26 protein-coding genes, 1 tRNA gene and 2 pseudogenes are annotated in these 25,599 nt (G+C 61.7%); 19 read left to right on the forward strand and 10 right to left on the reverse strand.

Going from position 1 to position 25,599, the window contains the following annotated elements; genetic code table 11:
• Positions 1 to 26 precede the first annotated feature (26 nt).
• Entirely contained in the window at positions 27 to 704 is a 678-nt protein-coding gene (locus LT974_RS07540) for a 6-hydroxymethylpterin diphosphokinase MptE-like protein (protein ID WP_232590145.1), read from the forward strand.
• Here the strand turns inward: LT974_RS07540 and LT974_RS07545 are convergent, their stop codons facing one another.
• From LT974_RS07545 to LT974_RS07555, 3 genes are all read right to left on the reverse strand, one after another.
• Positions 705 to 1,067, reverse strand: a complete 363-nt coding sequence (locus LT974_RS07545; RefSeq protein WP_232590147.1) for a hypothetical protein — start codon at positions 1,065 to 1,067, stop codon at positions 705 to 707.
• A gap of 79 nt (positions 1,068 to 1,146) precedes the next feature.
• The gene (locus LT974_RS07550) at positions 1,147 to 2,148 is read right to left on the reverse strand and encodes a TIGR04024 family LLM class F420-dependent oxidoreductase (protein ID WP_232590148.1); all 1,002 of its coding nucleotides are present in this window, start codon (positions 2,146 to 2,148) and stop codon (positions 1,147 to 1,149) included.
• Positions 2,149 to 2,214: 66 nt separating this feature from the next.
• Positions 2,215 to 3,771 carry a long-chain-fatty-acid--CoA ligase gene (locus tag LT974_RS07555; RefSeq protein ID WP_232590149.1) on the reverse strand — a complete coding sequence of 519 codons (1,557 nt, stop codon included), beginning with the start codon at positions 3,769 to 3,771 and terminating at the stop codon, positions 2,215 to 2,217.
• A 100-nt stretch (positions 3,772 to 3,871) separates the two neighbouring features.
• On the opposite strand from LT974_RS07555, the gene LT974_RS07560 reads away from it, so the two are divergent.
• The 7 genes from LT974_RS07560 (at position 3,872) to LT974_RS07590 (ending at position 10,152) form a co-directional block, all read left to right on the forward strand.
• Positions 3,872 to 4,315 carry a PaaI family thioesterase gene (locus LT974_RS07560; RefSeq protein WP_232590150.1) on the forward strand — a complete coding sequence of 148 codons (444 nt, stop codon included), beginning with the start codon at positions 3,872 to 3,874 and terminating at the stop codon, positions 4,313 to 4,315.
• Between the two features lie 37 nt (positions 4,316 to 4,352).
• The gene (locus tag LT974_RS07565; protein WP_232590151.1) at positions 4,353 to 5,753 is read left to right on the forward strand and encodes a cryptochrome/photolyase family protein; all 1,401 of its coding nucleotides are present in this window, start codon (positions 4,353 to 4,355) and stop codon (positions 5,751 to 5,753) included.
• A gap of 63 nt (positions 5,754 to 5,816) precedes the next feature.
• On the forward strand, positions 5,817 to 6,530 hold the full coding sequence (locus tag LT974_RS07570) for a hypothetical protein (protein ID WP_232590152.1): 714 nt from the start codon (positions 5,817 to 5,819) through the stop codon (positions 6,528 to 6,530).
• Positions 6,531 to 6,776: 246 nt separating this feature from the next.
• Positions 6,777 to 6,992 carry a hypothetical protein gene (locus LT974_RS07575; protein WP_232590153.1) on the forward strand — a complete coding sequence of 72 codons (216 nt, stop codon included), beginning with the start codon at positions 6,777 to 6,779 and terminating at the stop codon, positions 6,990 to 6,992.
• Positions 6,993 to 7,202: 210 nt separating this feature from the next.
• Positions 7,203 to 7,823, forward strand: a complete 621-nt coding sequence (locus LT974_RS07580) for a hypothetical protein (RefSeq protein ID WP_232590154.1) — start codon at positions 7,203 to 7,205, stop codon at positions 7,821 to 7,823.
• Between the two features lie 167 nt (positions 7,824 to 7,990).
• Positions 7,991 to 8,518, forward strand: a complete 528-nt coding sequence (locus tag LT974_RS07585) for a hypothetical protein (protein ID WP_232590155.1) — start codon at positions 7,991 to 7,993, stop codon at positions 8,516 to 8,518.
• Positions 8,519 to 9,591: 1,073 nt separating this feature from the next.
• A complete protein-coding gene (locus LT974_RS07590) occupies positions 9,592 to 10,152 on the forward strand; it encodes a hypothetical protein (RefSeq protein ID WP_232590156.1) in 561 nt (186 codons plus the stop codon).
• A gap of 108 nt (positions 10,153 to 10,260) precedes the next feature.
• On the opposite strand, the gene LT974_RS07595 is transcribed toward LT974_RS07590, so the two are convergent.
• A complete protein-coding gene (locus LT974_RS07595) occupies positions 10,261 to 10,797 on the reverse strand; it encodes a twin-arginine translocation signal domain-containing protein (protein WP_232590157.1) in 537 nt (178 codons plus the stop codon).
• Positions 10,798 to 11,526: 729 nt separating this feature from the next.
• Here LT974_RS07595 and LT974_RS07600 point away from each other — a divergent pair.
• Together LT974_RS07600 and LT974_RS07605 are read left to right on the forward strand one after the other, a co-directional pair.
• A complete protein-coding gene (locus tag LT974_RS07600) occupies positions 11,527 to 12,072 on the forward strand; it encodes a hypothetical protein (protein WP_232590159.1) in 546 nt (181 codons plus the stop codon).
• 119 nt (positions 12,073 to 12,191) lie between these two features.
• On the forward strand, positions 12,192 to 12,731 hold the full coding sequence (locus LT974_RS07605) for a hypothetical protein (RefSeq protein WP_232590161.1): 540 nt from the start codon (positions 12,192 to 12,194) through the stop codon (positions 12,729 to 12,731).
• A gap of 74 nt (positions 12,732 to 12,805) precedes the next feature.
• Here the strand turns inward: LT974_RS07605 and LT974_RS07610 are convergent, their stop codons facing one another.
• The gene (locus tag LT974_RS07610; RefSeq protein ID WP_232590163.1) at positions 12,806 to 13,978 is read right to left on the reverse strand and encodes an MFS transporter; all 1,173 of its coding nucleotides are present in this window, start codon (positions 13,976 to 13,978) and stop codon (positions 12,806 to 12,808) included.
• 150 nt (positions 13,979 to 14,128) lie between these two features.
• Between LT974_RS07610 and sod the strand changes: the two genes are divergently transcribed.
• Positions 14,129 to 14,731, forward strand: a complete 603-nt coding sequence (gene sod / locus LT974_RS07615) for a superoxide dismutase (RefSeq protein WP_232590164.1) — start codon at positions 14,129 to 14,131, stop codon at positions 14,729 to 14,731.
• Positions 14,732 to 14,759: 28 nt separating this feature from the next.
• Here the strand turns inward: sod and LT974_RS07620 are convergent, their stop codons facing one another.
• Positions 14,760 to 15,215: a DUF7522 family protein gene (locus LT974_RS07620; protein ID WP_232590165.1), complete on the reverse strand. Its 456-nt coding sequence runs from the start codon at positions 15,213 to 15,215 to the stop codon at positions 14,760 to 14,762.
• Between the two features lie 101 nt (positions 15,216 to 15,316).
• On the opposite strand from LT974_RS07620, the gene LT974_RS07625 reads away from it, so the two are divergent.
• Positions 15,317 to 15,589, forward strand: coding sequence for a DUF5827 family protein (locus LT974_RS07625; RefSeq protein WP_232590166.1), 273 nt, complete (start codon positions 15,317 to 15,319; stop codon positions 15,587 to 15,589).
• Between the two features lie 59 nt (positions 15,590 to 15,648).
• Here the strand turns inward: LT974_RS07625 and LT974_RS07630 are convergent, their stop codons facing one another.
• Positions 15,649 to 16,224: an MBL fold metallo-hydrolase gene (locus LT974_RS07630; RefSeq protein WP_232590167.1), complete on the reverse strand. Its 576-nt coding sequence runs from the start codon at positions 16,222 to 16,224 to the stop codon at positions 15,649 to 15,651.
• Positions 16,225 to 16,303: 79 nt separating this feature from the next.
• The gene (locus LT974_RS07635) at positions 16,304 to 16,642 is read right to left on the reverse strand and encodes a cupin domain-containing protein (RefSeq protein ID WP_232590168.1); all 339 of its coding nucleotides are present in this window, start codon (positions 16,640 to 16,642) and stop codon (positions 16,304 to 16,306) included.
• A gap of 88 nt (positions 16,643 to 16,730) precedes the next feature.
• On the opposite strand from LT974_RS07635, the gene thyX reads away from it, so the two are divergent.
• Entirely contained in the window at positions 16,731 to 17,474 is a 744-nt protein-coding gene (gene thyX, locus LT974_RS07640; protein WP_232590169.1) for an FAD-dependent thymidylate synthase, read from the forward strand.
• Between the two features lie 15 nt (positions 17,475 to 17,489).
• Here the strand turns inward: thyX and LT974_RS07645 are convergent, their stop codons facing one another.
• Positions 17,490 to 19,331: a glycoside hydrolase family 3 C-terminal domain-containing protein gene (locus LT974_RS07645; protein WP_232590170.1), complete on the reverse strand. Its 1,842-nt coding sequence runs from the start codon at positions 19,329 to 19,331 to the stop codon at positions 17,490 to 17,492.
• 139 nt (positions 19,332 to 19,470) lie between these two features.
• A pseudogene (locus tag LT974_RS17905) lies at positions 19,471 to 20,214 on the reverse strand (glycoside hydrolase family 3 N-terminal domain-containing protein); the annotation flags it as partial.
• Positions 20,215 to 20,412: 198 nt separating this feature from the next.
• Here LT974_RS17905 and LT974_RS07660 point away from each other — a divergent pair.
• From LT974_RS07660 to LT974_RS07685, 6 genes and pseudogenes are all read left to right on the forward strand, one after another.
• Positions 20,413 to 21,474: a TrmB family transcriptional regulator gene (locus LT974_RS07660; protein WP_232590174.1), complete on the forward strand. Its 1,062-nt coding sequence runs from the start codon at positions 20,413 to 20,415 to the stop codon at positions 21,472 to 21,474.
• 187 nt (positions 21,475 to 21,661) lie between these two features.
• Positions 21,662 to 22,636, forward strand: coding sequence for a transcription initiation factor IIB (locus tag LT974_RS07665; protein WP_232590176.1), 975 nt, complete (start codon positions 21,662 to 21,664; stop codon positions 22,634 to 22,636).
• A 130-nt stretch (positions 22,637 to 22,766) separates the two neighbouring features.
• Positions 22,767 to 22,841 (forward strand) — tRNA-Glu (locus LT974_RS07670).
• Between the two features lie 335 nt (positions 22,842 to 23,176).
• A complete protein-coding gene (locus LT974_RS18020; protein WP_232590178.1) occupies positions 23,177 to 23,377 on the forward strand; it encodes a DUF7835 family putative zinc beta-ribbon protein in 201 nt (66 codons plus the stop codon).
• Positions 23,378 to 23,480: 103 nt separating this feature from the next.
• Positions 23,481 to 23,850: pseudogene (locus LT974_RS17820) on the forward strand (transcriptional regulator TrmB); the annotation flags it as partial.
• Positions 23,851 to 24,225: 375 nt separating this feature from the next.
• Positions 24,226 to 25,530, forward strand: a complete 1,305-nt coding sequence (locus tag LT974_RS07685; protein ID WP_232590180.1) for an aspartate aminotransferase family protein — start codon at positions 24,226 to 24,228, stop codon at positions 25,528 to 25,530.
• Positions 25,531 to 25,599 lie beyond the last annotated feature (69 nt).

Below are 25,599 nucleotides of genomic sequence, written 5' to 3' on the forward strand. Positions count from 1 at the left end.
ATTTATTCGACTTCGTAGCGACAGCCATGGACTTCACCGACTGGGCGCCGGTCTACGAGGAGGTACTCGCCGACTTCGGGTTCGACAGAGCCGCCGACGAGCACGCGCGAGACGTGCTCGCGGAGTACGCCGAGCCGTTCGACCTGACGCGCCTCGACTGCACGGGCCAGCGGGTCGCTATCGCCGGTGGCGCAGCGTCACTGGCCGGCGAGACCGCGGTTGCAGCCGATGCAGACGTCGTGTTCGCCGCGTCGACCGCCGTCGACGTGCTCGACGATGCGGGCGTCGACGTCGACCTGATGGTGACCGACCTCGACAAGAACCCCGACACTGCGCGCCGGCTCACCGAATCGGGGACGCCGGTCGCGGCGCACGCCCACGGCGACAACGTTCCCGCCGTCCGCGAGCACGTCCCGAAATTCGACCTCGCGCACGTCCTCGGCACGACGCAAGCCGAACCCGTGGACGCGGTCTACAACTTCGGGGGGTTCACGGACGGCGACCGCGCGGCGTTCCTCGCGGACCACTTCGGCGCCGCGGAACTGACCTTCCCCGGCTGGGACTTCGAGGACCCGTCGGTCGGCGACCAGAAAGCGCAGAAACTGGCGTGGGCCGAACGCCTCCTGTCCTGGCTCGAACGCCGGCGTGGCGACCGGTTCGGCGTGCTCGACGGACGACGCGACGGCATCGACGCGCTCCCGTAGCTACCCGCCTACGGTGACGGTCGCGTCGTTGGCGATGCCGATGGAGACAGTGTCGTCGCCGGTGAACTCGTAGGTCTGCTCGGTCGTCTCCCCGTCGACGGTGACGGCGACGACGTACTCGCCGCTCCCCTCGAACGCCGGTAGCTCCTCGTCGGTTTCGGCGTCGACAGTCACGTCCTCGCTGTACACGCTGTCGCCGTCGTTCAGCACTTCCACGGTGACGTCGTGGCTCGTCTCGTCGTTGTTGACGAGCAGGACGTTCGTCGTCGCCGAACTCCCGAATCCGAGTGCGCTACAGCCGGCGGTGGCGACGAGGACGCCGACGAGCGCGATCAGCACGACCTGCTTGCTCCGACTGTCCATACCCACCCCTGACAGAGTGAACGTAAAGAACGCCGGATAGCTCAAAGAACGGTCGAACTCTTCGACTGCGTGCGAGGCGTTATTCGGGTGCCACGGCCGCCAGCGTCTGGTCGATGACCTCGCGGTCGGCGGCGCGTGGGAACGAGACGGCGATGGCGTCGATACCGTCGACGGCCGCGAACTTGGCGACGCGCTGGCGGACCGTCTCGGGCGTGCCGGCGGCCGCCAGCGCGTCCAGCAGGTCGTCGGAGACGCTGGCGACGGCGCGCTCGCGGTCGCCGTCCTGCCACGCGCCGTGGATGGTCTCGGCGGCGTCCTCGTAGCCCTGCCGGGCGACCGCATCCCGGTAGAACGTCCCCATGCCGCCGACGTAGAACGCGAGATGCTGGCGCGCGAGGTCGCGGGCGGCGTCGCTGTCGGGCAGCGCACAGCACGGCAGCATGAACGTCGTGTGGACGTCCTCGGCGTCGCGGTTGCCGAGGCTCGCGCCGCGCCGGAGGTCCGCGTAGCGGTCCTCGAAGCCCGCCTGCGTGAACATGAGCGCGTGCCAGCCGTCGGCGAACCGGCCCGCGAGTTCGACGGCTTTCGGGCCCATGCCGGTGATGTCGATTTCGGGGACGGGCTCCGGCGGGTCCTGTCGCAGCCTGAAGCCGCGGGTCTGGACGACGTCGCCGTCGTAGTCGACTTGTTCGCCCGACAGCACTTGTCGAACGGCTTCGACGTACTCGCGCGTTCGCTTCAGGGGGTTACCGAACTCTTGGCCGTGCCAGCCCTCGACGACTGCGGGGCCGCTCGGGCCGAGGCCGAGGCGGAACCGGCCACCGGACTGCTCCTGAAGTGTGGCGGCGGTCTGCCCGAGGAGCGCGGCGCTCCGGGAGTACGTGTTCACGATGCTGGTGCCGACGCCGATGGTGTCGGTGCGGTCGGCGAGCGCGGCCAGCGTGGTGACGGCGTCCCGGCCCCACGTCTCCGGGAACCAGACGCGGTCGTAGCCGAGTTCTTCGGCACGTTCGCCGATGCCGACGACGTCGGACAGCGAATCCTGTGCGGCGACCGGCAGGTGGACGGTGCGGGCGGTCACGACTCCGGGTTTCGCACCTCGCCGCATAAATCTGTGTCAACTCGTGACAACCCGCGGTGGGTTGGCCTACTCCTCGACGAGTTCGAACTTCTGGACTTTCCCCGTGGTCGTGCGCGGGAGTTCGTCCACGAACTCGACCTCGCGGGGGTGTTTGTACTCCGCGAGGCGGTCCAGACAGAACTGCTTGAGGTCGTCGGCGCTCACGTCGGCGTCCGGGGCTTTCACGACGAACGCCTTCACCGTCTCGCCGCGGCGGTCGTCCGGAATCCCGACGATAGCTACGTCGGCGACGGCGTCGTGCTCGAAGAGCAGTTCCTCGACTTCGCGGGGGTAGACGTTGTAGCCCGCCGTGTTTATCATGTGCTTCTTCCGGTCGACGACGTAGAAGTAGCCGTCCTCGTCGTGGTAGCCGAGGTCGCCCGTGTGGAACCAGCGCTTTCCCTCTGCTTCGGTGAACGCTTCTTCGTTGGCGTCCGGAAGTCCCGAGTATTCCTTCATCACGTTCGGACCAGAGACGACGAGCTCACCCGTGATGTCGTCCATCTCGACGTCATCTTCGTCTATCGGCCCTACCTCGATTGGTGGGACGTCCTCGAAGTCGGCGGTGACGATGCGCGCGTCGATGCCCTCTAATGGTTTCCCGATGGAACCGACGCGCCGCCCCCAGTTCGGGCTGTTGAAGTGGGTGACGGGGCTGGTCTCCGTGAGCCCGTACCCCTCGTAGATTTTCACCGGGTAGAGCTCTTCGAAGCGCCGCAGCACCTCGACGGGGATGCCGGAGCCACCCACTGTACACTGGCGCAGCGAGGAGAGGTCGAACGCCTCGGCGTTGGGTTGGTTGATGACGTCGTTGTACATCGCGGGCACGCCGTCGAACAGCGTCAGGTCGGCGTCCGCGACGAGGCTCATCGCCTCCTGGGCGTCCCACGCGGGCAGCGGGTAGAACGACGCACCCGCGAACAGCGCGGCGTTCATCCCGACGGTCATCCCGTAGATGTGGAACAGCGGGAGCACGCCGAGTTTGCGGTCCGACGGCCGCACGCCATCGGGGACGATGTCGATGGACTGGTCGGCGTTCGACGCGAGGTTGTGGTGGGTGAGCTGGACCCCCTTCGGCTTCCCGGTGGTGCCGGAGGTGTACGGCTGGACGGCGACGTCGTCGTCCGCGCGCTCGGCGACGCTGTCGTCGCCGCTGGTGAGGAACTCCCGGAACGGCGTTCCCGTGTCGGCGTCGCCGCCGACGGTGACGACGCGCTCGACGCTCGTGTCGTCGCGTACCTGCTCGACGAACGGGACGACGTCGGCGAGCGCGACGACCGTTTCGGCCCCGGAGTCCGAGAGCAGGTGTCGGATTTCGCGGCTCTTGTACTGGGGGTTCATCGGCACGACCGTACACCCCGCGCGGAGCGCGCCGTGGAACGCGACGACGAATTGCGGGAGGTTCGGGAGGTAGATGCCGACCGCGTCGCCGGCTTCGACACCCGCGTCGCGGAGCGCGGCGGCGAACTGCCCGGTTTGGGCCCAGAGCTCCCCGTAGGATAGCTCGGCGTCCTCGTAGACGACGGCGGGTCGCGCTGGCTGCTCGTCGACGACGGACTCGATGTGGCGGACTAGATTCGTCACGGCTACTCCGCCCAAGGAAGTCTACCATCAATAATACTGGTGTTCGCTGGGGTCGCATCGACCCGGTGGCCTTTTGCCGGGTGACCACGCATCCGAACGCATGACAGCGTTCGACGCCGAGGACGTGCAGGCGTTCATCCAATCGTACGTCGACGACCACGGCTTCCTCTCCTTTCTGGACCTCCAGGTGGAGGCCGTCGACGACGGCGAAATGACGCTGCGCATCCCCTACGACGGGAAGCTCACCAACCACGGCGCAGGCGAAGGGAACGTCCACGGCGGCATCGCCGCGACCATCATCGACACCGCAGGCGGACTCGCCATCCGCACGACCCTCGACGAACCCGTCACCGCTGGCGTCGCCACCATCGACCTGAACGTCTCCTACCTCCGGCCTGCCCGCGGCGACCTCGTTGCCGAAGCCGAAGTCATCCGCGTCGGCTCCACGGTCGGCGTTGCTGAGGTTACAGTCACCTGCGAAGACGACGAGGGAGAACGCGTCGAAGTTGCGGTCGGCCGCGGGTCGTTCCGCGTGTTCGAGTAGCGGTACTTTTTCGCAGTCCCCGTCCCACGAGTCGGGCATGCAGCTGTTCTGGCACCGCCGCGACCTCCGCACGGCCGACAACCGCGGGCTCGCCGCGGCCACCGATTCGGGCGAGGTCGTCCCCGTGTTCTGCTTCGACGACGTCGTCCTCGACCACGCGAGCCCGCCACGAGTGGCGTTCATGCTGGACGCGCTCGCCGACCTGCGGGCGCGCTACCGCGACCTCGGCAGCGACCTCCTCGTCCGTCGCGGCGACGCGTCGGCGGCGCTGCCCGCGCTCGCCGAGGAGTACGATGTCGACCGCGTCGTCTGGAACCACGACTACTCGGGGCTCGCCCGCGAGCGCGACGAGGCCGTCCGCGCCGCGCTCGACGACGCTAGCGTCTCCCACGAGCAGGTCCACGACGCGGTCTTCCACGAGCCCGGCGCGATTCGCACGAACGCCGGCGACCCCTACTCCGTGTACACGTACTTCTGGAAGAAGTGGCAGGACCGCGAGAAACCGGAGCCAGTCCCCGAACCAGCCGAGGGAGACCTCGCGGACGTGTCGGGCGAGGAGTTGCCGACAGTGGCGGACCTCGGATTCGCGGAGCCCGACGCAAAACTGCCAGCCGCAGGGACGGACGCAGCTCGCGAGCGCCTCGCGGCCTTCTGCGAGGACGACATCTTCCGCTACGAGGAGGCCCGCGACTACCCCGCGCAAGCGGCGACGTCGCGGCTCTCCCAGGACCTCAAATTCGGGACGATTGGCGTCCGCGAACTGTACGAGCGAACGGAGGACGCGATGGCCGAGGCGGACGGCGAGGCGGAGCGTGAGGGCGTCGAGGAGTATCAGGGGCAACTCGCGTGGCGGGAGTTCTACGCACAAGTACTGTACTTCAATCCGGAAGTCGTCTCGCAGAACTACAAGGAGTACGCGAACCCAATCGAGTGGCGCGACGACGATGCCGAACTCGCGGCGTGGAAGCGTGGGGAGACGGGGTACCCAATCGTCGATGCGGGAATGCGTCAACTCCGCGAGGAGGCGTACATGCACAATCGCGTGCGGATGATTGTCGCCTCGTTCCTGACGAAGGACCTCCTGGTGGATTGGCGCGAGGGGTACGACCACTTCCGCGGGCACCTCGTCGACCACGACACCGCCAACGACAACGGCGGCTGGCAGTGGGCGGCCTCCACGGGCACCGACGCACAGCCGTACTTCCGCATCTTCAATCCGACGACGCAGGGCGAGCGCTACGACCCGGACGCCGAGTACATCACCGAGTACGTCCCGGAGCTACGGGACGTGGCTGCCGAGAAGATTCACGCGTGGCCGGAGTTGGACGCCGACGAGCGCGCGGAACTCGCGCCCGACTACCCGGATCCGATTGTGGACCACGGCGAGCGCCGCGAGGAAGCAATATCGATGTTCGAGCGGGCACGCGGCGACGGCTAACCGGAGTCGGAAATACGGTTAGTACAGACAAGGCACTTACCGGAGCCGTGCGAGTGTTCAGGTATGAATCGACGGCACGTTCTTCTGGGAGCGACAGCCGCCTTAGCGGGAATGGCGGGCTGTTCCTCGGGCGATAGTGCCTCTCCAACAGACTCCGATGGAATCTCTGGAACTACAACACCAGGCTCGGAGACAGCAACGGAGACGACATCACCGACAACAATTGAGCAAGCCACAATCGAAGACCTGAATCTTGGTGCAGCTGTCGTCACGCAACCATCGGAGGAATCACCGGCCGAGATAGCACTGACGCTTGCTCACACACACGATGAGTCGATATCGGTCTCCCCGGTGAGCTTGGGAACGTACGCCTTCGAGTTTCTGCAGCCACTGAGTGGGGAGCGCGGTGCCGTATTGTTGTACCCGGATTCGCCCCGTGTGAGTCTTGCGCAGGGTGAATTTCCGGAGGACCCCGTCAACGGCTGTTGGCGGGTGATTGATACGAGTGCGGAGGGTGAACGAGGCCCCTATCTCAAGGGACAGAATCTGGCAAAAGAGAAAGAAATTGCGCCAGATGAAACGTACAGTGTCCTCCACGAAGCCTATTATCGAGGGCCGGACTCCTACTGTTTCCCGGCCGACACCTATGAGACGATGGCCGAGATAGAGTTCGGCGATCGAGAGCAGAGCGTTGAACTCACCTACACTCTCGATGTTTCCTCTGGCGGAGAGTTCGAGATTTCTGTCGAACACGAGTTGTGGGACGAATCGAATTGAACCGAGAAACGCGTTATACTACTATGGCAACGTCTCCTAATTGCCGTAGAGACGACGGCTGAGCTTACCCGTGCGTTATATTCGCACACCTACTGAGCGGCTGTTTCACGTCAAATCAGCTGGTGAGAACCCGCCTCGATGCGGTTCGGCGTTTCGTAAGGTACAGACAAGCCGATTCACGGTTAGTACAACTGCAGGCGGTCACAAAACCTATGTTTATGTTGTTGTGAAATCCTTGTAAGGAAAATGAGTGAAGCGATAGAGCAATCCCGGGAGACGATATTCCACGGATACATCGGCTGGCACGTCAGAGCGATTATCTGGACAGTTCAGGTCATTATCATCGGGGTTATCCTCCAATTCGTATTGGGAAGAATTGGTACTCTACTCACATTCCCGGTATCTGCTCTGCTGTTGTTCCGCCAGCTCCACCACCACATCATTCACGAAACAACTGAATAAGTCGCCCCAACTTCGCGGTTTGCACCCCTACTGAGCGGCTATTTCACTCCGGGTTCGCTGGGAAGAATTTGCCTCGGTGTGATGCGTAGCTTCTCTAAGTACGCGGGATCGTGGTATCGGTCAGTCTCGAAGTGACTTGATTGTGTTTTCTGTCTACCCACAAAACACTTTATTGCTGGTTTGGGAACTGACAGTATGCGCCGTGAATTGATGGTCGTCCTCCTCGTGCTGCTCGCTGGCTGTAGCGGGCTGAACGGCGGCGCTCCCTCCACGCAACCAACAGAGACGACGTCCCCGGACCCAACAACTACGTCCAGCCCGTCGAATGCAACGCCGAGTAACACTGTCAACTACACCGAACTCTCGGACACCGAGCAACGAGCGTTCGATACCGCCCAGCAGCGACAAGTCGGGTTCGCTCCCGACGCTATCCGTGAGTCACCATACGTCAATCGAACGTACTTCCCCACTGACGCTCAGGACGTTTTCCAGAATCACGAGTACGTCCTGAAGAACGGGACGTACTATCGCCTCACGTGGCATGTCGGACCAATCGTGGCACAGCATATAATCGAGGTCTCTGAACGAGAGCAAGCACCGCCTGAGAATGCCACTGTCGTGTCTCTCGGAAATTTCACGCCGGACGTTCGAGAGGCCGTCGAAAAGGCGATTGAGAACGGACGGTACGAGACGACGTTTGGGAAATGGAATGCGTTACCTGACGAGTTAGACGGTGTCGATTATATCCGAGACGGTGAACAATATTATGAACTAAGCATCGGATACGGTGATTACTGGGGCGAGGAAGTGCGCGCGGAGCCAGTCCAGTAGCAAGTCAGTACTCAATATAGATGCATCTCTACTGAGCATTTGTTTTACACCAAATGCAGTTGGTGAGAACCTGTCTCGAAGTGGCGAGTAGCTTCGGTATGTGCAGGGTTCTCTAATTGTTATGTACTCACAGAAAACTTATTGCTACAACGGCAGTTATAATTAACGTGAATAACCGGGTTCAAGCAGGCCTCATTACTGTGCTTACACTCGGCATCCTGTACGTTCTCGCCACAATTGAGGGGCGGCCAAATGCGACCGCCCTCTCGCCCCTCGGGTCTGCCCCAGCAATCGGAGTAACAGGAATCGTTTTTGGAGTGGCTAGTTACGTTACAATCACGGAGAAATACGGCCCAGAATCAATCCTAGAGGCCGCGAGTGTCGTCACGCTCATGTATGGTGGAGCTGCGCTTGGACTCACTGAGTTCAGCCTGTGGTTGCTGGACAAGGAGATTCTCTTCTTAGTGTTCGGCTTGGGAACGATACCCGCTGCAACCGGCGGAGCGCTCGCAGTAGGGTCATATAGAGATGAACTGCTGTTTGGTAGTGTATTCGTTGTGGTATCGCTAGGTTTGGCGTTCTATCTTCGCGGCGACCTGCTGAACCGAGTCGTCCTGCACACGTGGGCGATGGTTCCCGGGCTCCTCCTTGGATTTGTGTACACGAGTGCGATGAAAGCCGGCGTATTTGAGTGATCGACCGTGCCCGACTCACCTGAGAGATTCGCCCATTTGCTTTTAATTGGTATAGACACGAGAGGTCTCGCTAAGTACAGGGCGTTTATTGAGTTTTCATCATAGTCTTCTGTAATTAGATACTTGTATGCAGATTACCATGTGTGATTTATGGCACGAAAAAGAGTGATTTTTCGACTCAACCTCATCATCTGGCTTCTATCCATCCTTATTGCGATGGAACTATGGCCAGTTCTACGCACGGGAAGGGGAATCGTAGTCATCTTAATCGTGACGCTGGCCGCCATTCTCTATTGGGGCCTTTATAAGATAGATTGACAGTCCATCTATCGACTGAGGGACTGTTCCACGCCAAATCTAGCTGGTGAGAACCCGCCTCAACGTGATGAGTAGCTCCGATACGTACAGCGCCCACCATATTGTAGGCCCATCCACAAATATAATATCCCCCAACTTTTAGTTGAAACCAAACACATGAAGTCATCCTCTTCCCGCCGAAAATTCCTCTCCACCGTTACGACACTCTCTATGTTAGGTATAGCGGGATGCTCTTCCTCTCAGCAACGCACCGACGCAACGGTATACCTCTCAAATCTGTTGGATAGTAAACAGGCAGTAGTTATTCAAATTTTCGATGCTAATGATTCCAAAGTTTGGGAGCAACAAGCAGAACTACCTGCTGCACCACCTAACGAGGCCCCATCTGTCAACACAGTAAACGCCTTACAATCCGTCGAGATAGGTTCCAAATTCCGGATTGAAGTCGATGTTGACTCAATCGAAAAAACAGCGACGAGATATATTACGATTGACTGCAAGGATAGTGAATTCGTCAGAATCCGAATTATGAAGCGATATGAAGGGGGAAAACCGGTAGTCGATTTCAGAGAGCCTTCTTGCTAGATGAAGCACGCAACAGAGCCAGAACGGAGCCACAACTTTCGAGCTTAGTTCACACCCCTACTGATCGACTGTTCGACGCCAAATCCAGTTCGGGAGAACCCATCCCGATGTGGTGCGGCATTTCGTTAAGTGCAGACAAGACATTTACACGTTCGAAGGATTCTACCCGTATGGCTACGACAGAGGCTAAATCACTCATCATTTTAGGACTCATCAGTAGTCTTCTTACCATCGTTGGTCTTTGGCCTGAATATGGGCCGTTAAATGCTGACCTTCCGGAATTGGCCACTATTCTTCTCCTTCTGATTAATCTCGGATTTGTCGTAACTGGTTGGTTCTGGTTCCGAGAGTCTGCACCCGGTCAAAGTCGGTACGAGCAGGTTCCAGCGGTCGTTATTAGTCTGGTCGGTATCACGGGTATCGTCGGGAGTCTTGTCGTGTTTCAGCCGTGGCAGTACACTGGGATGGCCGCCGGTCTATTTTTCGTTTCTACTGGTCTGTTCGTTATTCCCGGTATCGGGCTAAGTCTGAGTGGCTATTTCTGGTTTCGGCAGCGGGAGATGCGGTATCCACTTGCATTGTTGGTTGGTTTACTGGCTGTCGGTCTCTTATATATCATCCGTCAGCGATTGAGTGTTATTATTGAAATTCCGCTCTTTGCGATTGTCGTTGTGGCTGTCTTCGCTCTGCCAGTTGTCGTAGTTCTCCGGGTTACTCACCATAGTCATTAGCAAAGTAACTACCACCACTCTACTGAGCGGCTGTTTCACTCTGAATCAGCTGGTGAGAACCCGCCTCGATAGGTTGAGTACTTTCGTTACGTACGGGTGTACAACTAATTATTCTGAGTTAACCCTCGCGTCAAGGTCAAAGGGTGTAATATTGCTGTCAGAGACTGCCTGATTCCGGGGCTCAGTATTGTGGACTCGGAGATAGCCGAATCCATCATCTCCCCATGTGGTACTGACCGATGCGACACCACCGAGGGTAAGTTCGTTAAAGGCGGTTTGTGTGGCCGCTGTATTGACTGGGGTCTTATCTCCCTCAGTCGATTCTACATTAGCAAGATACCGCACGTCCTGGAACTGATTTCTTAGTGCCTCGTGGAGATCGTCGGAAACGGTAACGAACCGTTCATCGATAGCAGACGCTATGTACTCCGGATCGTAGGACCCGTGGAGGATATTTTCATCCTGCTCGAAAATCACGTTGAGCAGGTCAGTCCTGACCGGGTTCCCATCAGCACTGGTCACCTCGACGTCGATTGATTTCCTCAAAACGAGTCCTGTCGTCGTGTCGGACGTACCAAGGCAGCCAATCACCCCGACAGCACTCGCAGTACTCACTCCTGCGAGAAACTTCCGGCGGGAGGGCATACCCTAGACATGTGGCATACCGAGAAAATATCTTGTGCCTGGTTCACTTCACCAATACTCGATATACACCGCTTGGGCGGCTGTTCCACTCTGAACCAGCTGGTGAAAACCAGCTTCCTCGGTGTTCGATGAATCGCTAAGTACAGACGACCTACCCATCGTTGCGTACAGTGGCGGTACTGCTTCTCGAACTACTTGGGATAGTCGCGCCTGGACTACCTGTGGCCTCACTCTCTGACGGTCCGAAACGGCCGACGCTCAGGAGGCCAGGAAGATTGTCGCGGCGAGCAGGATGACGAAGAGCAGGAACGGAAGGAGGATCCAGACCACGCCCCACCAGCTCGACCCAGTCGAGTCGTCGTCCGAGGGTTGTAGAGACCCTGGAGGGGAATCACCCATGGCGCTACCGGGGTCATTCATGTGTGAGTCTTTGGCGTGCCTCCCATAAATACTTCCTGTGGTAACTGTTCGGAACGATGTCGGCCAGCTCCACGTCTCTCGTTTGGGAGTGTAGCAGTCGCAATCCTCTCGAGCGGCTGTTCCACGCCAAATCAAGTCCGTGAGCACATGCCTCGATGTGGTGCGTTGTTTCTGGAAGTACAGTTGCACCACCACTCAGTACAGATCTCCACAAGACACTTCGCACAGTCGTTATCTAGCTTTGCTGTGAACCGGTGAAGTATTGTATTGGCTGTTTCCGGGGTGATTCTACTATGGATCGCGGTTCGTATGGGAGGGCTCTCAACGGGCTATGGGCTCGGTCGAGCATCGGTACTTCTCCGCGTCGGAATAGCATACGCTGCACTCGGCATACTAACCGGCATCTTGCGTCCGAACACGGTACGAAAGCGGGTGTTGAACGCGATAGCGACGCTCGCCGTCGTCTTCGTCACCGGTGTCATAGTCATGTATCTCGATTTAGGAGTTTACCCGCCCGAATATGGCACGCCCCTGACTCTCCGCCGGCTGGTCGGCACACAGATGGAACTACTGCTCGTCACGCTCCCGGTTCCAGCAGGCTACCTCGCAGGAATCCTCGTGCGAGAACGAACAAATCTCGAAGCGGCAGGCCTCTTGCTCACCGCGATGGTCGTCGGATTCGCCGGTGGAACGTGGATTTCGTTAGCCCGAGGAAGTGCACCCGGCTTCACCCAATTCATATTCGCTGGGGCAATCCTCGCAACCACCGCATTCGCACTACTCCCCCTAGTTGTGATGGCATGGCTCGATCGAGACAGGCACAACATTTTGTGGCGCGATACGACGGGTGACTAGCAGTGGCAGAGAATCACGCTCAGTGCTGGCCAATTCTGCTAGTCGGTATCGGCCTCGGAATGGTGGTTTTCGGTGGGCAAGCCACGCACTTTGCGAATTTGCCCGAGTTCACGTACAGTGTGGAGGCGACAACACGGGCCGCCGCAACCGAAGCCGCCCAAGCGTCAGACCCCGGCGTCGACGTCATCTACCAGTTCACAGAGCTGCCAGCAACCGCACAGGACGCCTTCCGCCAAGCACTCGAAGCCCCGGACAACAGAACCACGATTCGAGGCCTGGAACACCAAGTCACGGAATTAACGAGCGCAAGTGATACCACCGCACAGCCCGGGTACGGGCGCTACTACGTCGAGTATCAGGAGAGCTACTACGAATTCACGATTCGACAGCCGATGAACTCTGCCGCGTCGTCGTCGTTGCTCGGGTACGCGTTCGTCGTCCTCGGAGCTATCGTCGGGGTCTGGGGCAGTTTCGAACACGGGTCGACGACCCGTGCCCTACTCGCACACCTGAGTGGGGTCGTTTCCTTCCTTGCGGTGTATGGTGTGACCGGCTGGTGGGGGCTCAATACCTTCCTGTCCCTCGTCGTCGTCGGCGCTGTTTGTACGTACCTCCCGGCAGCCAGCGTGTGGTCGGTTTATGGAACACTTCGTTCCTGAGTGTGTGTATCCGCGTCCCAGTTCGGTCGTTTGAATTCCGAGCACCAGTCTGAGCGAAGAAATTTCGCTAGCAACTACTCTGAAGCCTGCCGGGCGACCTGCGTCCAGACGACGATTGCCCCGATTGCCGTGACGGCGGCGGCGAGCGTCCACGCGACGTCGTAACTGAAGCCGTCGACGACGAACCCGAACAGCGGCGGCGCGGTGATGCCGCCGAGGTTCAGCATGGTCTGGCCGCCCGCGGTGGCGGCTCCGACTTCGTCGTCGTCGACGATGGCGGTCATCGTCGCGTAGTAGACGCCGGGGAACCCGAGAATGAACAGCCCTAGCAGCGCGAACGCGACGGCCGACGTCCATGGGGTCTCCGCGACGGTGACACCGAGGAAGCAGACGGCGGCGAGGACGCCCTGTGCGGTTAGCACGAGTGCGGGGCCGCGGGCCGGCGAGCCACCGAGCCGGTCGGAGAGTGCGCCGCCGACGAGCCGGCCGACGCTGCCCGCGACCTGCACGCTCGCGAGCACGGCACCCGCGAAGCCGGCGGCGACGGCGACGGATTCGGTCATGTGGAGGACGACGTAGCCCGTGGTCGTGAACACCGTCGCGCCGAGGAACAGGCCGGCAACGACGAGCCCTCGGTACGCGGGGTCGTCGAGGAGCCCGCGGACGTCCGGCATCGAGAGTGTTCCGGAGCCGGCCGTTCCCTCGTAGCCGGCGGCGAACGCTGCGGCGACGACGACGGCGATGCCAGCGATGACGAGGAAGCCCGCGCGCCAGCCGAAGCGGGTGGCGGCGATGCCTGTGACGAGGAGCGCACCGAGACCGGAGCCGCCGGTGACGCCGACCTGTTTGACGTTCATCGCGAGGTTGCGGCTGCCCTTCGGGGAGACGGCGACGATGGCGCGGTTGGTTGCGGGCATCGCGGTGGCGTACGCGAATCCGAGGACGACGAGCGCGGCGAGCAACAGTGGGAACGTCGGCGCGTACGCGACGCCGATGCACCCGACGGCCATGCCGAGCAGCCCGACGATCATCACGGGGCGTTCGCCGTAGCCGTCGACCGCAGCGCCCGTTCCGAAGAGGAGGACGGTGTAGCCGAGCATGATGGCGGTGACGACGGTGCCGGTGAGCGCGCGGGAGATTCCGAAGTCGCCGCGGACGAACGCTGTCGACGCGAAGATGGCGTAGAACGCGAGGCTCGCGGTGAACTGCCAGCCGGTCACGAGGCCGACGCCGCGCCACGAACGCATACGCGGTGGTCGAAGCTCCGGACGTATGTGAGTGACCATCCAAACCGCGAGCAAGCGGCGTTACTCGCCGGTTTTCGTGGTGCGTGCTAGCAAAGATGCCACAAACGTTTAACACGAACCGCTACGATGGTTCTCCCGGGTGACCGCACCATGAGTGACTACGAACTTCCACCGCTTCCGTACGACTACGACGCACTCGAACCGCACATCTCCGAGCAAGTGCTGACGTGGCACCACGACACGCACCACCAGGGCTACGTCAACGGCTGGAACAGCGCCGAGGAAACCCTCGAGGAAAACCGCGAGGAGGGTAACTTCTCGTCGTCGCCGGGCGCTATCGGGAACGTAACCCACAACGGCTCCGGGCACATCCTGCACTCCATCTTCTGGAACAACATGAGCCCGAACGGCGGCGGCGAACCCGCCGGCGCGCTCGCCGCGCAAATCGAGGAGGACTTCGGCTCCTACGAGGCCTGGAAGGGCGAATTCGAGGCCGCAGCCTCCGCGGCGGGTGGCTGGGCGCTGCTGGTCTACGACAGCCACTCCGAGCAGCTGCGCAACGTCGTCGTCGACAAGCACGACAAGGGCGCGCTCTGGGGCTCCCATCCGATTCTGGCCCTCGACGTCTGGGAGCACTCCTACTACTACGACTACGGTCCCGCCCGTGGCGACTTCGTCGACAACTTCTTCGACGTCGTCGACTGGGACGACGTCGCGGACCGCTACGAGGACGTCGCTGCGCGCTTCGAGTAGCGTTACACATCCGCCGTTTTTCTTCGCGCTACGCGTCGTCGGGAGCGACTGGTGCGAACGCGCCGGCACCGTACTCGTCGGCGAGGCCGTGGACGACGTCGGTGAGCGTGCCGAAGTCGTAGCTGGTGCCGTCCGAATCCAGGCCGACGACGACGCCGACCTGGGCGTCGTCGTCCGTGACGAACGTCCGGAACAGCTCCCACGTGTCGAACCCGCGGTGCGTGTACCGGAACTCCGAGTAGTGGAGGCGGTTGTACGTCTGGCGTGTGACGAAGCCGTAACGTTCGTTGTCGAGGTGTTTCTCGACAGCGACGTCTTCGATGCGTTCGGCGACGTCATCGCGGAGGTACAGCGGCTGTTGGGTGCGTTGGTCGAGTACCCAGACGTCTCGGAGAGGGTCGCCGAGCGCGTCGTGGAGGGCGTCGACCAGCGCGGCCTTCCCGTCGTCGAGACCCGACTGGGGCTGCGTGTCGTACGTTGTCATACGGACCGTTCGTCCGTGGTTGCGACGGACGCTCAGATAAGCGTTCCCCACGACCGGCGCGCCACCGGGGGTTTTTTCGTCGCGACGCACGCACGTCGAGTATGCCCGTTCCGAAGGACGACTTCGAGACATTCCACCCGTGTGACTTCTACACGCCGGCGGAGCTCCTCGACGAGGACGAGATGTACACCGTCTACGAGATTGCGCGCCTCCTCCAGGACTTGGCGGCCGACGCGGAACTGGACCCGAACACGGAGAACGTGCTCCTCGATTGGGCGATTCCGTGGATTATGAACCACAGCGACGACCTCGTCGTCGCCGAACCCCGCGAGGAGGAAGAGCCCGGCTACTACGGCGTTGCGGAAGACGCCTGAGGCGTCTTCCGCGGCCCGTCAAAACGCGCAGCGTTTTGCGGACCATCGATACCGAATAGTTACCGCTGTCGGGCGGCCCGCGCCGCCAACTCGATGTTCTCGATTGCGCCAGTCGTGACGCTCGGGCCGTGGCCTGCGTGCATCACGTCGAGGTCGTCGACGACGTCGAGCACGCGGTCGATGCTTCTCAGGAGTGTGTCACGGTCGCCACCCTCCAGGTCGGTGCGGCCGAACGCGCCGTTGGCGAACACGAGGTCCGCGGCGAACAACACGCTCGCGTCCTGCGAGTAGAAGGCCAAGTGGTGTGGCTCGTGGCCGGGTGTGTGCAGGGCCTCGTAGTCGTGGTCGCCGATAGCGACGGTGTCGCCGTCCGCGAGTTCGTGGTCGATGCCATCGTCGCTGGCGTCGAAGCCCCAGGCATCGACGTCGAAGGCGGCTTTCACGTCGTCGAGGTTGCCGACGTGGTCGGGGTGGGGGTGTGTGACAAGTACTGCGTCGAGATCGTCGACGTGCTCGCGGACGGGACTGCCGACATCGAAGTTCGCACCTGGGTCCACGAGCGCCGTGCGGTCGCCCTCCACGAGGAAGGCGTTGCTCGTGAACGCGTCGACGCCGGCAGCGAGATTGGTGGCCATACGCTGGCTACGCTGTCCGACACTTAGGCGTTGGCGGGACGCGAATGCGAGGAGAAGCGTGTGCGGCGGCTGTCGGTCGCTAGCGCGGTGCGCCGACGAGGACGAGTTCGGAGTAGTGGTCGCGGTTGCGAATCTGGCGGGACTCCTCGGCGTCGATGCGGATGGCTTCGCGTTCGTCTAGGGAAACAGTCGCGTCCCCGAACTCCACGTCGACACCACCCTCGACAACGTAGTAGACCTCTTCCTGGCCGGAGTCGCGGTGGTCGTGTTCCATGCCCTCGGCGTTGGGTTCCATCGTGAACAGCGTGAACGCCACCTCCTCGGTGTCGAGGGCGTCTTTCATTCGGAACATCTTCGCGCGGGCGTCGTCCGGCAGCGCCGATTCGGCGTCAGCTATCGTCGCCTTCTGGTACGGCATACCGGGAACTGGGGCAGGCCGGTACTTCTGGTTAGTGGCCGTTGCCTTCGGAGCGCTTTTGTCCACGGCGCGAGCATCCACGTCCAACATGCGAGTCCGTCTTCTCGACACGACCGACGACCCGGAAGAACTCATCTGCCGGGGCGCGCGCAACGACTACATGAGCGGCTGGGTCGCCGAACAGGACTTCGAGGAAGCGATGGACGGCGTCGAGGGCGATAATATTGAGGACCAGAAAGCGAACTTCCTCGCGAAGCTCCTCAAGCGCGGGCACTACGGGCCTTTCGAGCACCCGAGCGCGACGTTCGCCATCGAGGGGATGAGTCGGTCGTGTATGGCCCAGCTCACTCGGCATCGGCACGCGAGCTTCGACGTGCAGTCGATGCGGTACGTCGCCTTCGACGAGGTCGACCCCGCGGACGTCGAGGAGGGTGAGATGGTGGTGACGCCGCCGTCGGCGACCGACCCGGATTGGATCGGCCGCAATCAGAAGAACGCGGACGTCGACGAAGAGACTATCGAGCAGCGCGAGGAAATCTTCCAGCAGTCCGTCCGGCAGTCCGTCGAGGACTACCAGGAGTTGCTGGAACTCGGGATGCCGCCAGAGGACGCGCGATTCGTCCTGCCGATTGGGACCGAAGTGAACGTCGTCGTCACGCTGAATCCGCGGTCGCTGATGCACATCGCGGACATGCGGGCGGCCGCGGACGCCCAGTGGGAGATCCGGGACCTCACCGAGCAGCTGCTGGACCTCGCTGCGGAGTGGTGTCCGCACACGTTCGACTACTACGAAGCGGAGATGAAACACCGGAAGAACCGCCTCGCACCCTGAGACTGGGTGTGGCCGTTAGTCGTCGTCCCGGAACCGCTGGACGACGCCCGCGGTGAACGCGACGGCTGCCGCGGCCGCGCCGAACCCAGGCGCATTACCGCCCGTCGACCCCGATGCTGTCGCTGTTTCCGACTGCGTTCCCGTCCCGCTGGTAGTGGATTCGGACTGCTGGACTGATTCTCGGAGTTCGATGCGCTCGGTCGCGCGGACGTCCCGGGAGGACGCCGCGACGGAGACGTCGTACTCGCCGTAGTCGACGGCCCACTCGTCGGCCTCGTCGTCCCAGTACCGGAACGCCTCGCGGTCGAGTTTCACGGAAACCGTCTCGGTCTCGCCGGCGGCGACGTCGGTCTTTGCGATGCCTGCGAGTTCCTTCGGCGGTCGCTCGACGCTTGGGTCGACCGCGCCGACGTACACTTGGACGGCTTCCGCGCCGTCCCGGTCGCCGGTGTTCGTCACGTCGACGCTCACGGTCAGGCCATCCACGGGCGTCGTCGCGGCCCGCGAGACGGACGCGTTCTCGTACTCGAAGGCCGTGTAGGACTCGCCGTGCCCGAACGGGAACAGCGGCTCGATGTCGTGCTCGTCGAAGTGACGGTAGCCGACGAACACGCCCTCGTCGTAGTACGCGGTTCCGTCGATGCCCGGGTAGCCGCGCGCGCCGTTCGGTAGCGAATCAACTGCCTGCGGGAGGTAGTCGCCGAGGGACTCGGCGAACGTGACCGGCGTCTTCCCGGAGGGGTTCGTCTCCCCGAACAGGACGTTTGCGAGTGCGCGACCGCCTTCCTGGCCTGGGAACCAGAGCTGGAGGACGGCCGTCACGGCAGCCAGCCACGGCATCGCGACCGGCGACTCCGCGTTCGAGACGACGGCGGTGTCGGCGTTGGCGTCCGCAACCGCGGAGATGACTGCGTTCTGGTTGCCGGGGAGCGCGAACTCGTGGCGGTCGTCGCCGTAGAACGTGTCCGTCTTCGCGAGCACGATGGCTGTGTCCGCGCTCGCGGCGGCATCCGCAGCCTCCTGGACGGCCGCTGGTGGCGTCCATTCGAGGTTGACGGGCGGCGTGCCGACGGCGTCCACGCGAATTTCGTGAGACTGCCCGGCCTCCAGTTCGAGCGTGTACTCCTCGGTCTTCGGCCCCATGAAGCCGCCACCTTCGTTCGTGACGACTTCCTCACCGTCGACGTAGAGGCGACTGGGCGCTTGGCTCGTCAACGCGAGCGCGTACGTCCCCGACTCCGACGGCGTGACGGTCCCGGTCCAGCGAACGGAGACGTTCTCGGCGTCGATGCCCGAGAGGTCGTCTTCGGTCAACGCCACGTTGTCCTCGACGCGAGTGCGCGTGGGCGACCCCGACCAATCGGCGTTCGGGTAGTACTTTGCAGTGAGGCCAGCGCCGTTCCCCGACGCCGGCGTGAACGCGTCCGGGCCGACGAGTTCGCGCGGGTCGGTCGCGACGGTGGTCACGGTGACGTCGCCGGCGACCTCTCGAATGCCGTCGGCAGGACTGATGCGTCGAATCGCGTCGATGTGGTCGCTCCCGCCGACGCTGGGCTTGAACGACTCGACGTTCGGGCCGACGAGCGCGAGTTCGTCCAGCGAGTCCGCGTCCAGCGGGAGCAGGTCGTCGTTTTTCAACAGGACGGTGCCCTCCTCGGCGACGTGTTGGGCGGTCTGGTAGTGCTCGTCGGTGCCGCGAGCGGGGTCGCTGCCGGCCTGTTCGCCGGCGAGCGCGCCGGTCTGCTGTTGGGAGTGCAGTCCTCGCTGGACCATGTCGTCGACGACCGTCGTCTCGTTGACGCGGTCGGCTTCGACGGCGTCCGCGAGCGCGTCCCCGAAGTACGTCCCGCTGGGCATCTCGACGTCGAGGCCGTTGACGGCCGCGTGGACGGTACTGTGGGTGCCGCCCCAGTCGGAGACGACGAGCCCGTCGAACTCCCTCTTTGAGGATGTCGTCGAGCAGGTCGTCGTGCTCGCTGGAGAAGATGCCGTTGATGCGGTTGTACGCGGTCATGATTGCGCCCGCGTCGCCGTCGGCGACGGCGGCCTCGAACGGTCGGAGGTAGAGTTCGCGGAGTGCGCGTTCTCCGACGACGACGTTGTGCTCGGAGTACGAGAAGTAGTCCAGGACGTCGCCCGTCGAACTCGCCTGGTTGTAGCACGCGAAGTGCTTGGGTGTCGCGATGACGCCCTCTGATTGGACCGCGCCCGTGTAGGCGGCGGCGATGGTGGACGCGAGGAACGGGTCTTCGCCGAGCGTCTCGGCGTTGCGTGCGTGGAGGGGCACGCGGAACAGGTCCATCGAGGGGCCGAGCAGCATCTGTACGCCGCCGGATTTCGCTTCGCGGGCGATGGCGCGGGCTTGCTCGTCCACGAGGTCCGGGTCGAAGGTGGCTGTGGCCGCAATCGGGTGCGGGAACGCGGTTGTCGGGTCGCCGAGTGAGGCTCCCGTCGGCCCGTCGGCCATCACGATGCTGGGGACGTCGAGGCGTTCGACTCCGGGGAGTGTGCCGGCGACGCCGTCCGGGCCGCCGCTGCCGCCACGGGTGCGTCGGACTTTCTCGTCGAGGGTCATCTCGGCGACGATGTCCGCGACGTCTCTGGTGTCGGTTGCTTGGGCGGCGGCGAGGTCGGTTGCTGTGAGCAGCGGGACGGCGGCGGTTCCGCCCGCGGCCTTGAGGAACATTCGTCGTGTCGCGCCAGTCGTGTGCTCACCGTTACCGTGTGTGTCGTCTGGCATCCAATCGAGAACATACACGGAATTAAATAAATGTTTGTACAGCTATTGAGTGTATTTTTGGAAATAATTTTCCACTCGTTGTGAAACATTTTCTCCCAATACAGCTACCGAGGAATACGTGGCCGCTGTGCGAGCGCCGCGAACCACACGCTGTCCCACTCCGTGCCTTCTTGAGTGGCGACATCATCGGATGGCCTAATGACCGACGACGCGCGCCTCGTCTCCCGGCTCCAACAGTTCGGGTTCTCCGAGAAGGAAGCCAGCGTCTACCTCGAAGCCGTCGAACGCGGCCGCGGCACGCCGAGCGACCTCGCCACGGACGCCGGCGTCTCCACCAGCTACGTCTACGACGTCTGTGACGACCTCGAACGAGAAGGACTGGTCACTGTCGACGACCACCAGACACCCACGCAAATCCGTGCGACACCGCCCTCGGAGGCACTCGAAGAGCGCGTCCACACCATGACCGAGACGATGCGCGAACTCGACGAACAGTACGAGCGCCCCGACGACGACTTCGACACGCTCGAACTAATCCGGTCGCGCCAGACGCTACTGCGGCGCGTCCGGTCGTTCGTCGAGGCCGCCGACGACGAAGTATTCGTGACGCTCCCGGCAGACGCCTTCGACGAACTCGCGACCGTAATCCGGGGTGCCGTCGAACGGGGCTGTCTCGTCCTCGTCGCTGTCAGTGGGCTCGACGAGGCCACCTTGGACGCTCGATACGGCGACGTGGCCACTGTCGTCAAGTCGTGGTCGAAAGACGAGTCCATGTACCTCTGTATCGACCAGCAGCGTGGCGTCATCGCGCCAGCCACCCTCCTCGGCTGGGACCACGGCGACGCCAGCGCCGTCACGTTCCAGAACTACTCCACCGCGGTCGCCATCGAGAGCGCGTTCCTCGGCACCGTCTGGGCAGCCTCCGAACCGCTGTCCGTTCGCCGTCCCGCTGCGCTCCCCCACGATTACGGCGACAACTTTCGGCGCGCACTCTACGACGCCACCCTCCTCCGCCGTGCCGGCCGTAGCGTCGATGCGATGCTGTCAGTCCGGCCGACCGAGACCAGCGAGGACCCACAGACGATTACGGGGACGATTACCGGGACGAAACAGGGGCTCGTCGCTCCCAGGACTAGCGATTTCGGGATGGAGAACATGCTCTCCGTCGACACTGGCGACCGGTCGGTGACTGTTGGTGCGGTCGGTGCGTTCCTCGAGGACTACGAGGCGACGAACGTGGTGTTGCGGGACGGCGAGTGAGCGTGCACGCTCGGTTGCGAGTCGATTTATTGCTGTTTTGGCCTGCTCGTCGTTCAAGGGCCTTCCGGAAATATCGATTGTCACAGTTAAGTCCAGCGCAAACTTTAAGTATCACTGGCCCTTACCTATAGTTATAGACGGGTCCCCGGGAGCCCACTGTGGCCGGCATCCCGGACCGGAATTCAACATGAGTACGAAGACAATCCAACAGTACAGCGGAACGGCACAGCACGAGACGGACACGACCGAAACCGAACACGCGCAGACCCACACCTGCCCCGAATGTGGCGGATCCCTCGAACAGGACGAAACTCACGGCGAGACCATCTGTGTCGACTGTGGCCTCGTCGTCGAAGAGGACGACATCGACCGCGGCCCCGAGTGGCGCGCGTTCGACTCCAGCGAGCAGGACGAGAAATCCCGCGTCGGTGCCCCCACGACGAAGCTGATGCACGACAAGGGGCTGTCGACGAACATCGGCTGGCAGGACAAAGACGCCTACGGCAACAGCCTCTCGTCCAGCCAGCGCCAGAAGATGCAGCGCCTCCGCAAGTGGAACGAGCGCTTCCGCACCCGCGACAGCAAGGAGCGCAACCTCAAGCAGGCGCTCGCAGAAATCGAACGCATGGGGAGCGCGCTCGGCCTCCCGGAGGACGTCCGTGAGACCGCCTCGGTCATCTACCGCCGCGCCCTCAGCGACGACCTCCTCCCCGGCCGCAGCATCGAAGGCGTCGCATCCGCGGCCATCTACGCTGCCGGCCGGCAGGCCAACCACCCGCGCAGCATCAAGGAAGTCGCGAACGTCAGCCGCGTCGACGACATGGAGTTCAAGCGGACGTACCGCTACATCGTCCGCGAACTCGGCCTCGCCGTCAAGCCTGCCGACCCCACCAGCTACGTCGGCCGCATCGCCTCTGAGCTCGACGTCGAAGACCACGTCGAACGCCGCGCCCGCCAGCTGCTCGACACCGCCGACGGCACGGGCGTGTTTAACGGTAAATCCCCAGTCGGCCTCGCCGCCGCAGCCATCTACGCTGCCGGCCGCCTGACCGCCACCCGCTCCACGCAGGACGACGTCGCCGCAGCCGCCGACATCAGCACGGTCACTATCCGCAACCGCTACCAGGAACTGCTCGAAGTCGCCGACACCACGTCGGCCTAACGCTCTCCGAGTAGTTCGGTAGCGTCGCCGTCCCTCGATGGATTCCCGAGACTACGTGTGTGTCACTCTCGCAGCGTGCAGCCGAGACGAAACCGTTATTTGTACACCTCGGCTACGAAAGAGTGGACGCGCTCCGTTGGTGTAGTCCGGCCAATCATCTTGCCCTCTCACGGCAAGGACCAGGGTTCGAATCCCTGACGGAGCACTCTTCTGAGGAACGAAGTGACGAAGAAGGAAGCGCACGGAAGGGATTCGAATCCTACCAGTCGCGCGCAGCGAACGGCGTGAGCGAGCACGTCTGGGTCCGGTTCGAATCCCTGACGGAGCACTTCTCTACAACCCACATCGGCCAGCAACAGCCAACCGAGTGCCTCAACGCTCGACTCTGGGTGTTTTATTACAGATCGTACAACTCACGTTTGGTTCGATCAGCTTCAGGTGGTGCTGTGTGTTCGGGTTTTGTGGAGACGGCGCCCAGCCTAACTGTATAGGCATACCCTGGAAGAGGGTGGCTGGGTATTGTAGAGAATGGTGAATCCGATGGCCAGTAAAAACGTCCAATCCGATGGAATCACGGAAGAGTGCACAGCCTGTGGCCGCGAGCAGCCACACAGCGTTACAATCGATATTCTCACCGAAAGCGACAAAGACGAGAACGCGTCGTTCTCTCGGGAACCCTACCGAGTTGCTGAATGCCAGGCCTGCGGCACCACTACCAAAACCCGCATGAACAACGTCTAGCGTGGCCGTTTCCCACCCTCTGGAATACCCTTACTGACCGAACGCAGTCTATTACTAGGTGATCTGATGCGTTCGTTCCGACACAGTCACGCCACCTTCGTTAGTCGAAGCGGAGCATTTCAACGAGACCGGCCTCGCTCGATTCGTGGTGTTCGACCTCCAGTCTCTGCTGATTCGCCAGTGCTACTACCTCTACTCCGAGGCCGTAGCGGATGTCTCGACGGCTGACCTCTGTCGTCACACGCTACTGATTGATGACGACAACCCGCCACCGCTCGTACTGTCTCCTACTGCTCAGCCACGTCGACATCGACGAGAGAGCCTCAAGACCGAGCGACGAAGTACGGCCTCGAAGACGAAATCGACGCCTTGCCCCGGTATCTCGAAACGCACGGTGGAATTGACGACGAACACCTCCCGAGTGGGACGAGTTCCAGGAGTCGGCAGCTGACTACGAGGTGAGTCTACCATAAGACCAACATTCGGCTGTGAGCACATCGAGAACGAGTTCCAGCGAATTGCAGATGGGCTGTCTGATCCACTTACGGTTTGCCTGATCGGTGGTGGCGCGATGGCGGTGTGTGACCTTGTTTGCAGCCACCTTCGAGAGTTCGCTGCTGCCAGTTGGGACAAGTAGAGGGCTCAAAGCTATCCAGCGCGAAAACCCACGGCTTTCGTCGTTGGCTGAGGTTGGGGGTGCTCTTTACGGTTTCTGATCAATTCTCTTCGACACCCGTATTCGAACAAGGTATTCTTAATTCAGCAAAAGTCGAATATTGTCTGGGAAAAGGTTAAGTTATAGGATTTAATCCACCTACATAGAGGAGACTATGACCCAAGAACAATCCATGCCCGCGGGAAACGCGGCAATTGAGGAGCGATACGAGCAGTACCTCATGCCAATCTGGAAAAGCCTCAACGTCCCAATTAAACGCGCTGAAGGCTGTACCGTCGAGGACTTCGATGGCAACGAATACCTCGACGTCTTCTCCGGCATTTCCGTTACAAACGCCGGACATCGAAACGAAGCTGTCGTTGAGGCCGCCAAAGACCAGCTCGATGAATTCATCCACGGCTGTACGTACCTGCACCCACATCAACCAGCCGCGGACCTCGCCGAGAAATTAGCCGAAGTAACACCGGGGGACCTGCAGAAAACCTTCTTCGCGAATTCGGGGACAGAAGCCGTGGAAGGTGCTGTGAAACTCGCCCGGAAGTACACTGGCTCGAAGGAAGTGGTCGCCCTGGAGATGTCCTTCCACGGGCGTACGCTTGGCTCTCTATCTCTTACTGGGAACAAGGCCTACAAGGACGAGATGGCGCCGACGCTGAATGACGTCGCACACGTAGCTCCGCCGTACAGCTACCGATGTCCACGCTGTGATGGCGACTCCTGTACGGCGGATTGCGCAAACCAGCTCGAGCGCATTATTGAAACGCATACGTCCGGTGATCTCGCTGCCGTTATTGTCGAGCCAATCATGGGTGAGGGCGGGATTATCGTTCCGCCGGAGGGGTGGCTTGAACGAATTCAGGAAATCACACACGAGCACGGTGGCTTGCTGATCGTTGACGAGGTACAGACGGGCTACGGACGGACAGGGGAAATGTGGGCTAGCGACCATTTCGATGTTGTCCCAGACATCATGCCGCAAGCAAAAGGGATTGCAAACGGCCTGCCACTCGGCGCATTTACTGCCCGCGAGGAAATCGCCAACGCCTTCGAATCCGGCGATCACCTCTCAACATTCGGCGGGAACCCAGTTGCCTGTGCAGCAGCCCAAGCAACCATCAAGGAGTTACAGGATGGCTTAGTTGCGAATGCACGCGAACAGGGTGCCTGGCTCGGTGATCGGTTAGCTGACCTCGAAGCAGCCTACGAGGTCGTCGGGGATACCCGAGGCCTCGGGCTGATGCAAGGCGTCGAATTAGTCGACCCATCGGAGACGGGGCCGATGGACGTTGCACCAGCACCAGACGCCAAACTCGCAAAACGCGTCGGCAACCAACTCCGTGAAGACGGGATTGTGATGGGCGTTGGTGGGTTCTACTCGAACGTCCTCCGCTTCCAGCCCCCACTCCCGATTTCCCGAGAGCAACTCGAACGCACCGTCACCACCATCGAAGACGCGCTCGACAGAGAAACTCGCTAACTGTCCGTTCTTTCTCCTTCCGACCGTAGAGGGTGGCGTCCACAACAGACAGTGAACTTCATCCATCCA

This window comes from Halobacterium noricense (genome assembly GCF_021233435.1).
GTDB classification, from domain to species: Archaea; Halobacteriota; Halobacteria; order Halobacteriales; family Halobacteriaceae; genus Halobacterium; species Halobacterium noricense.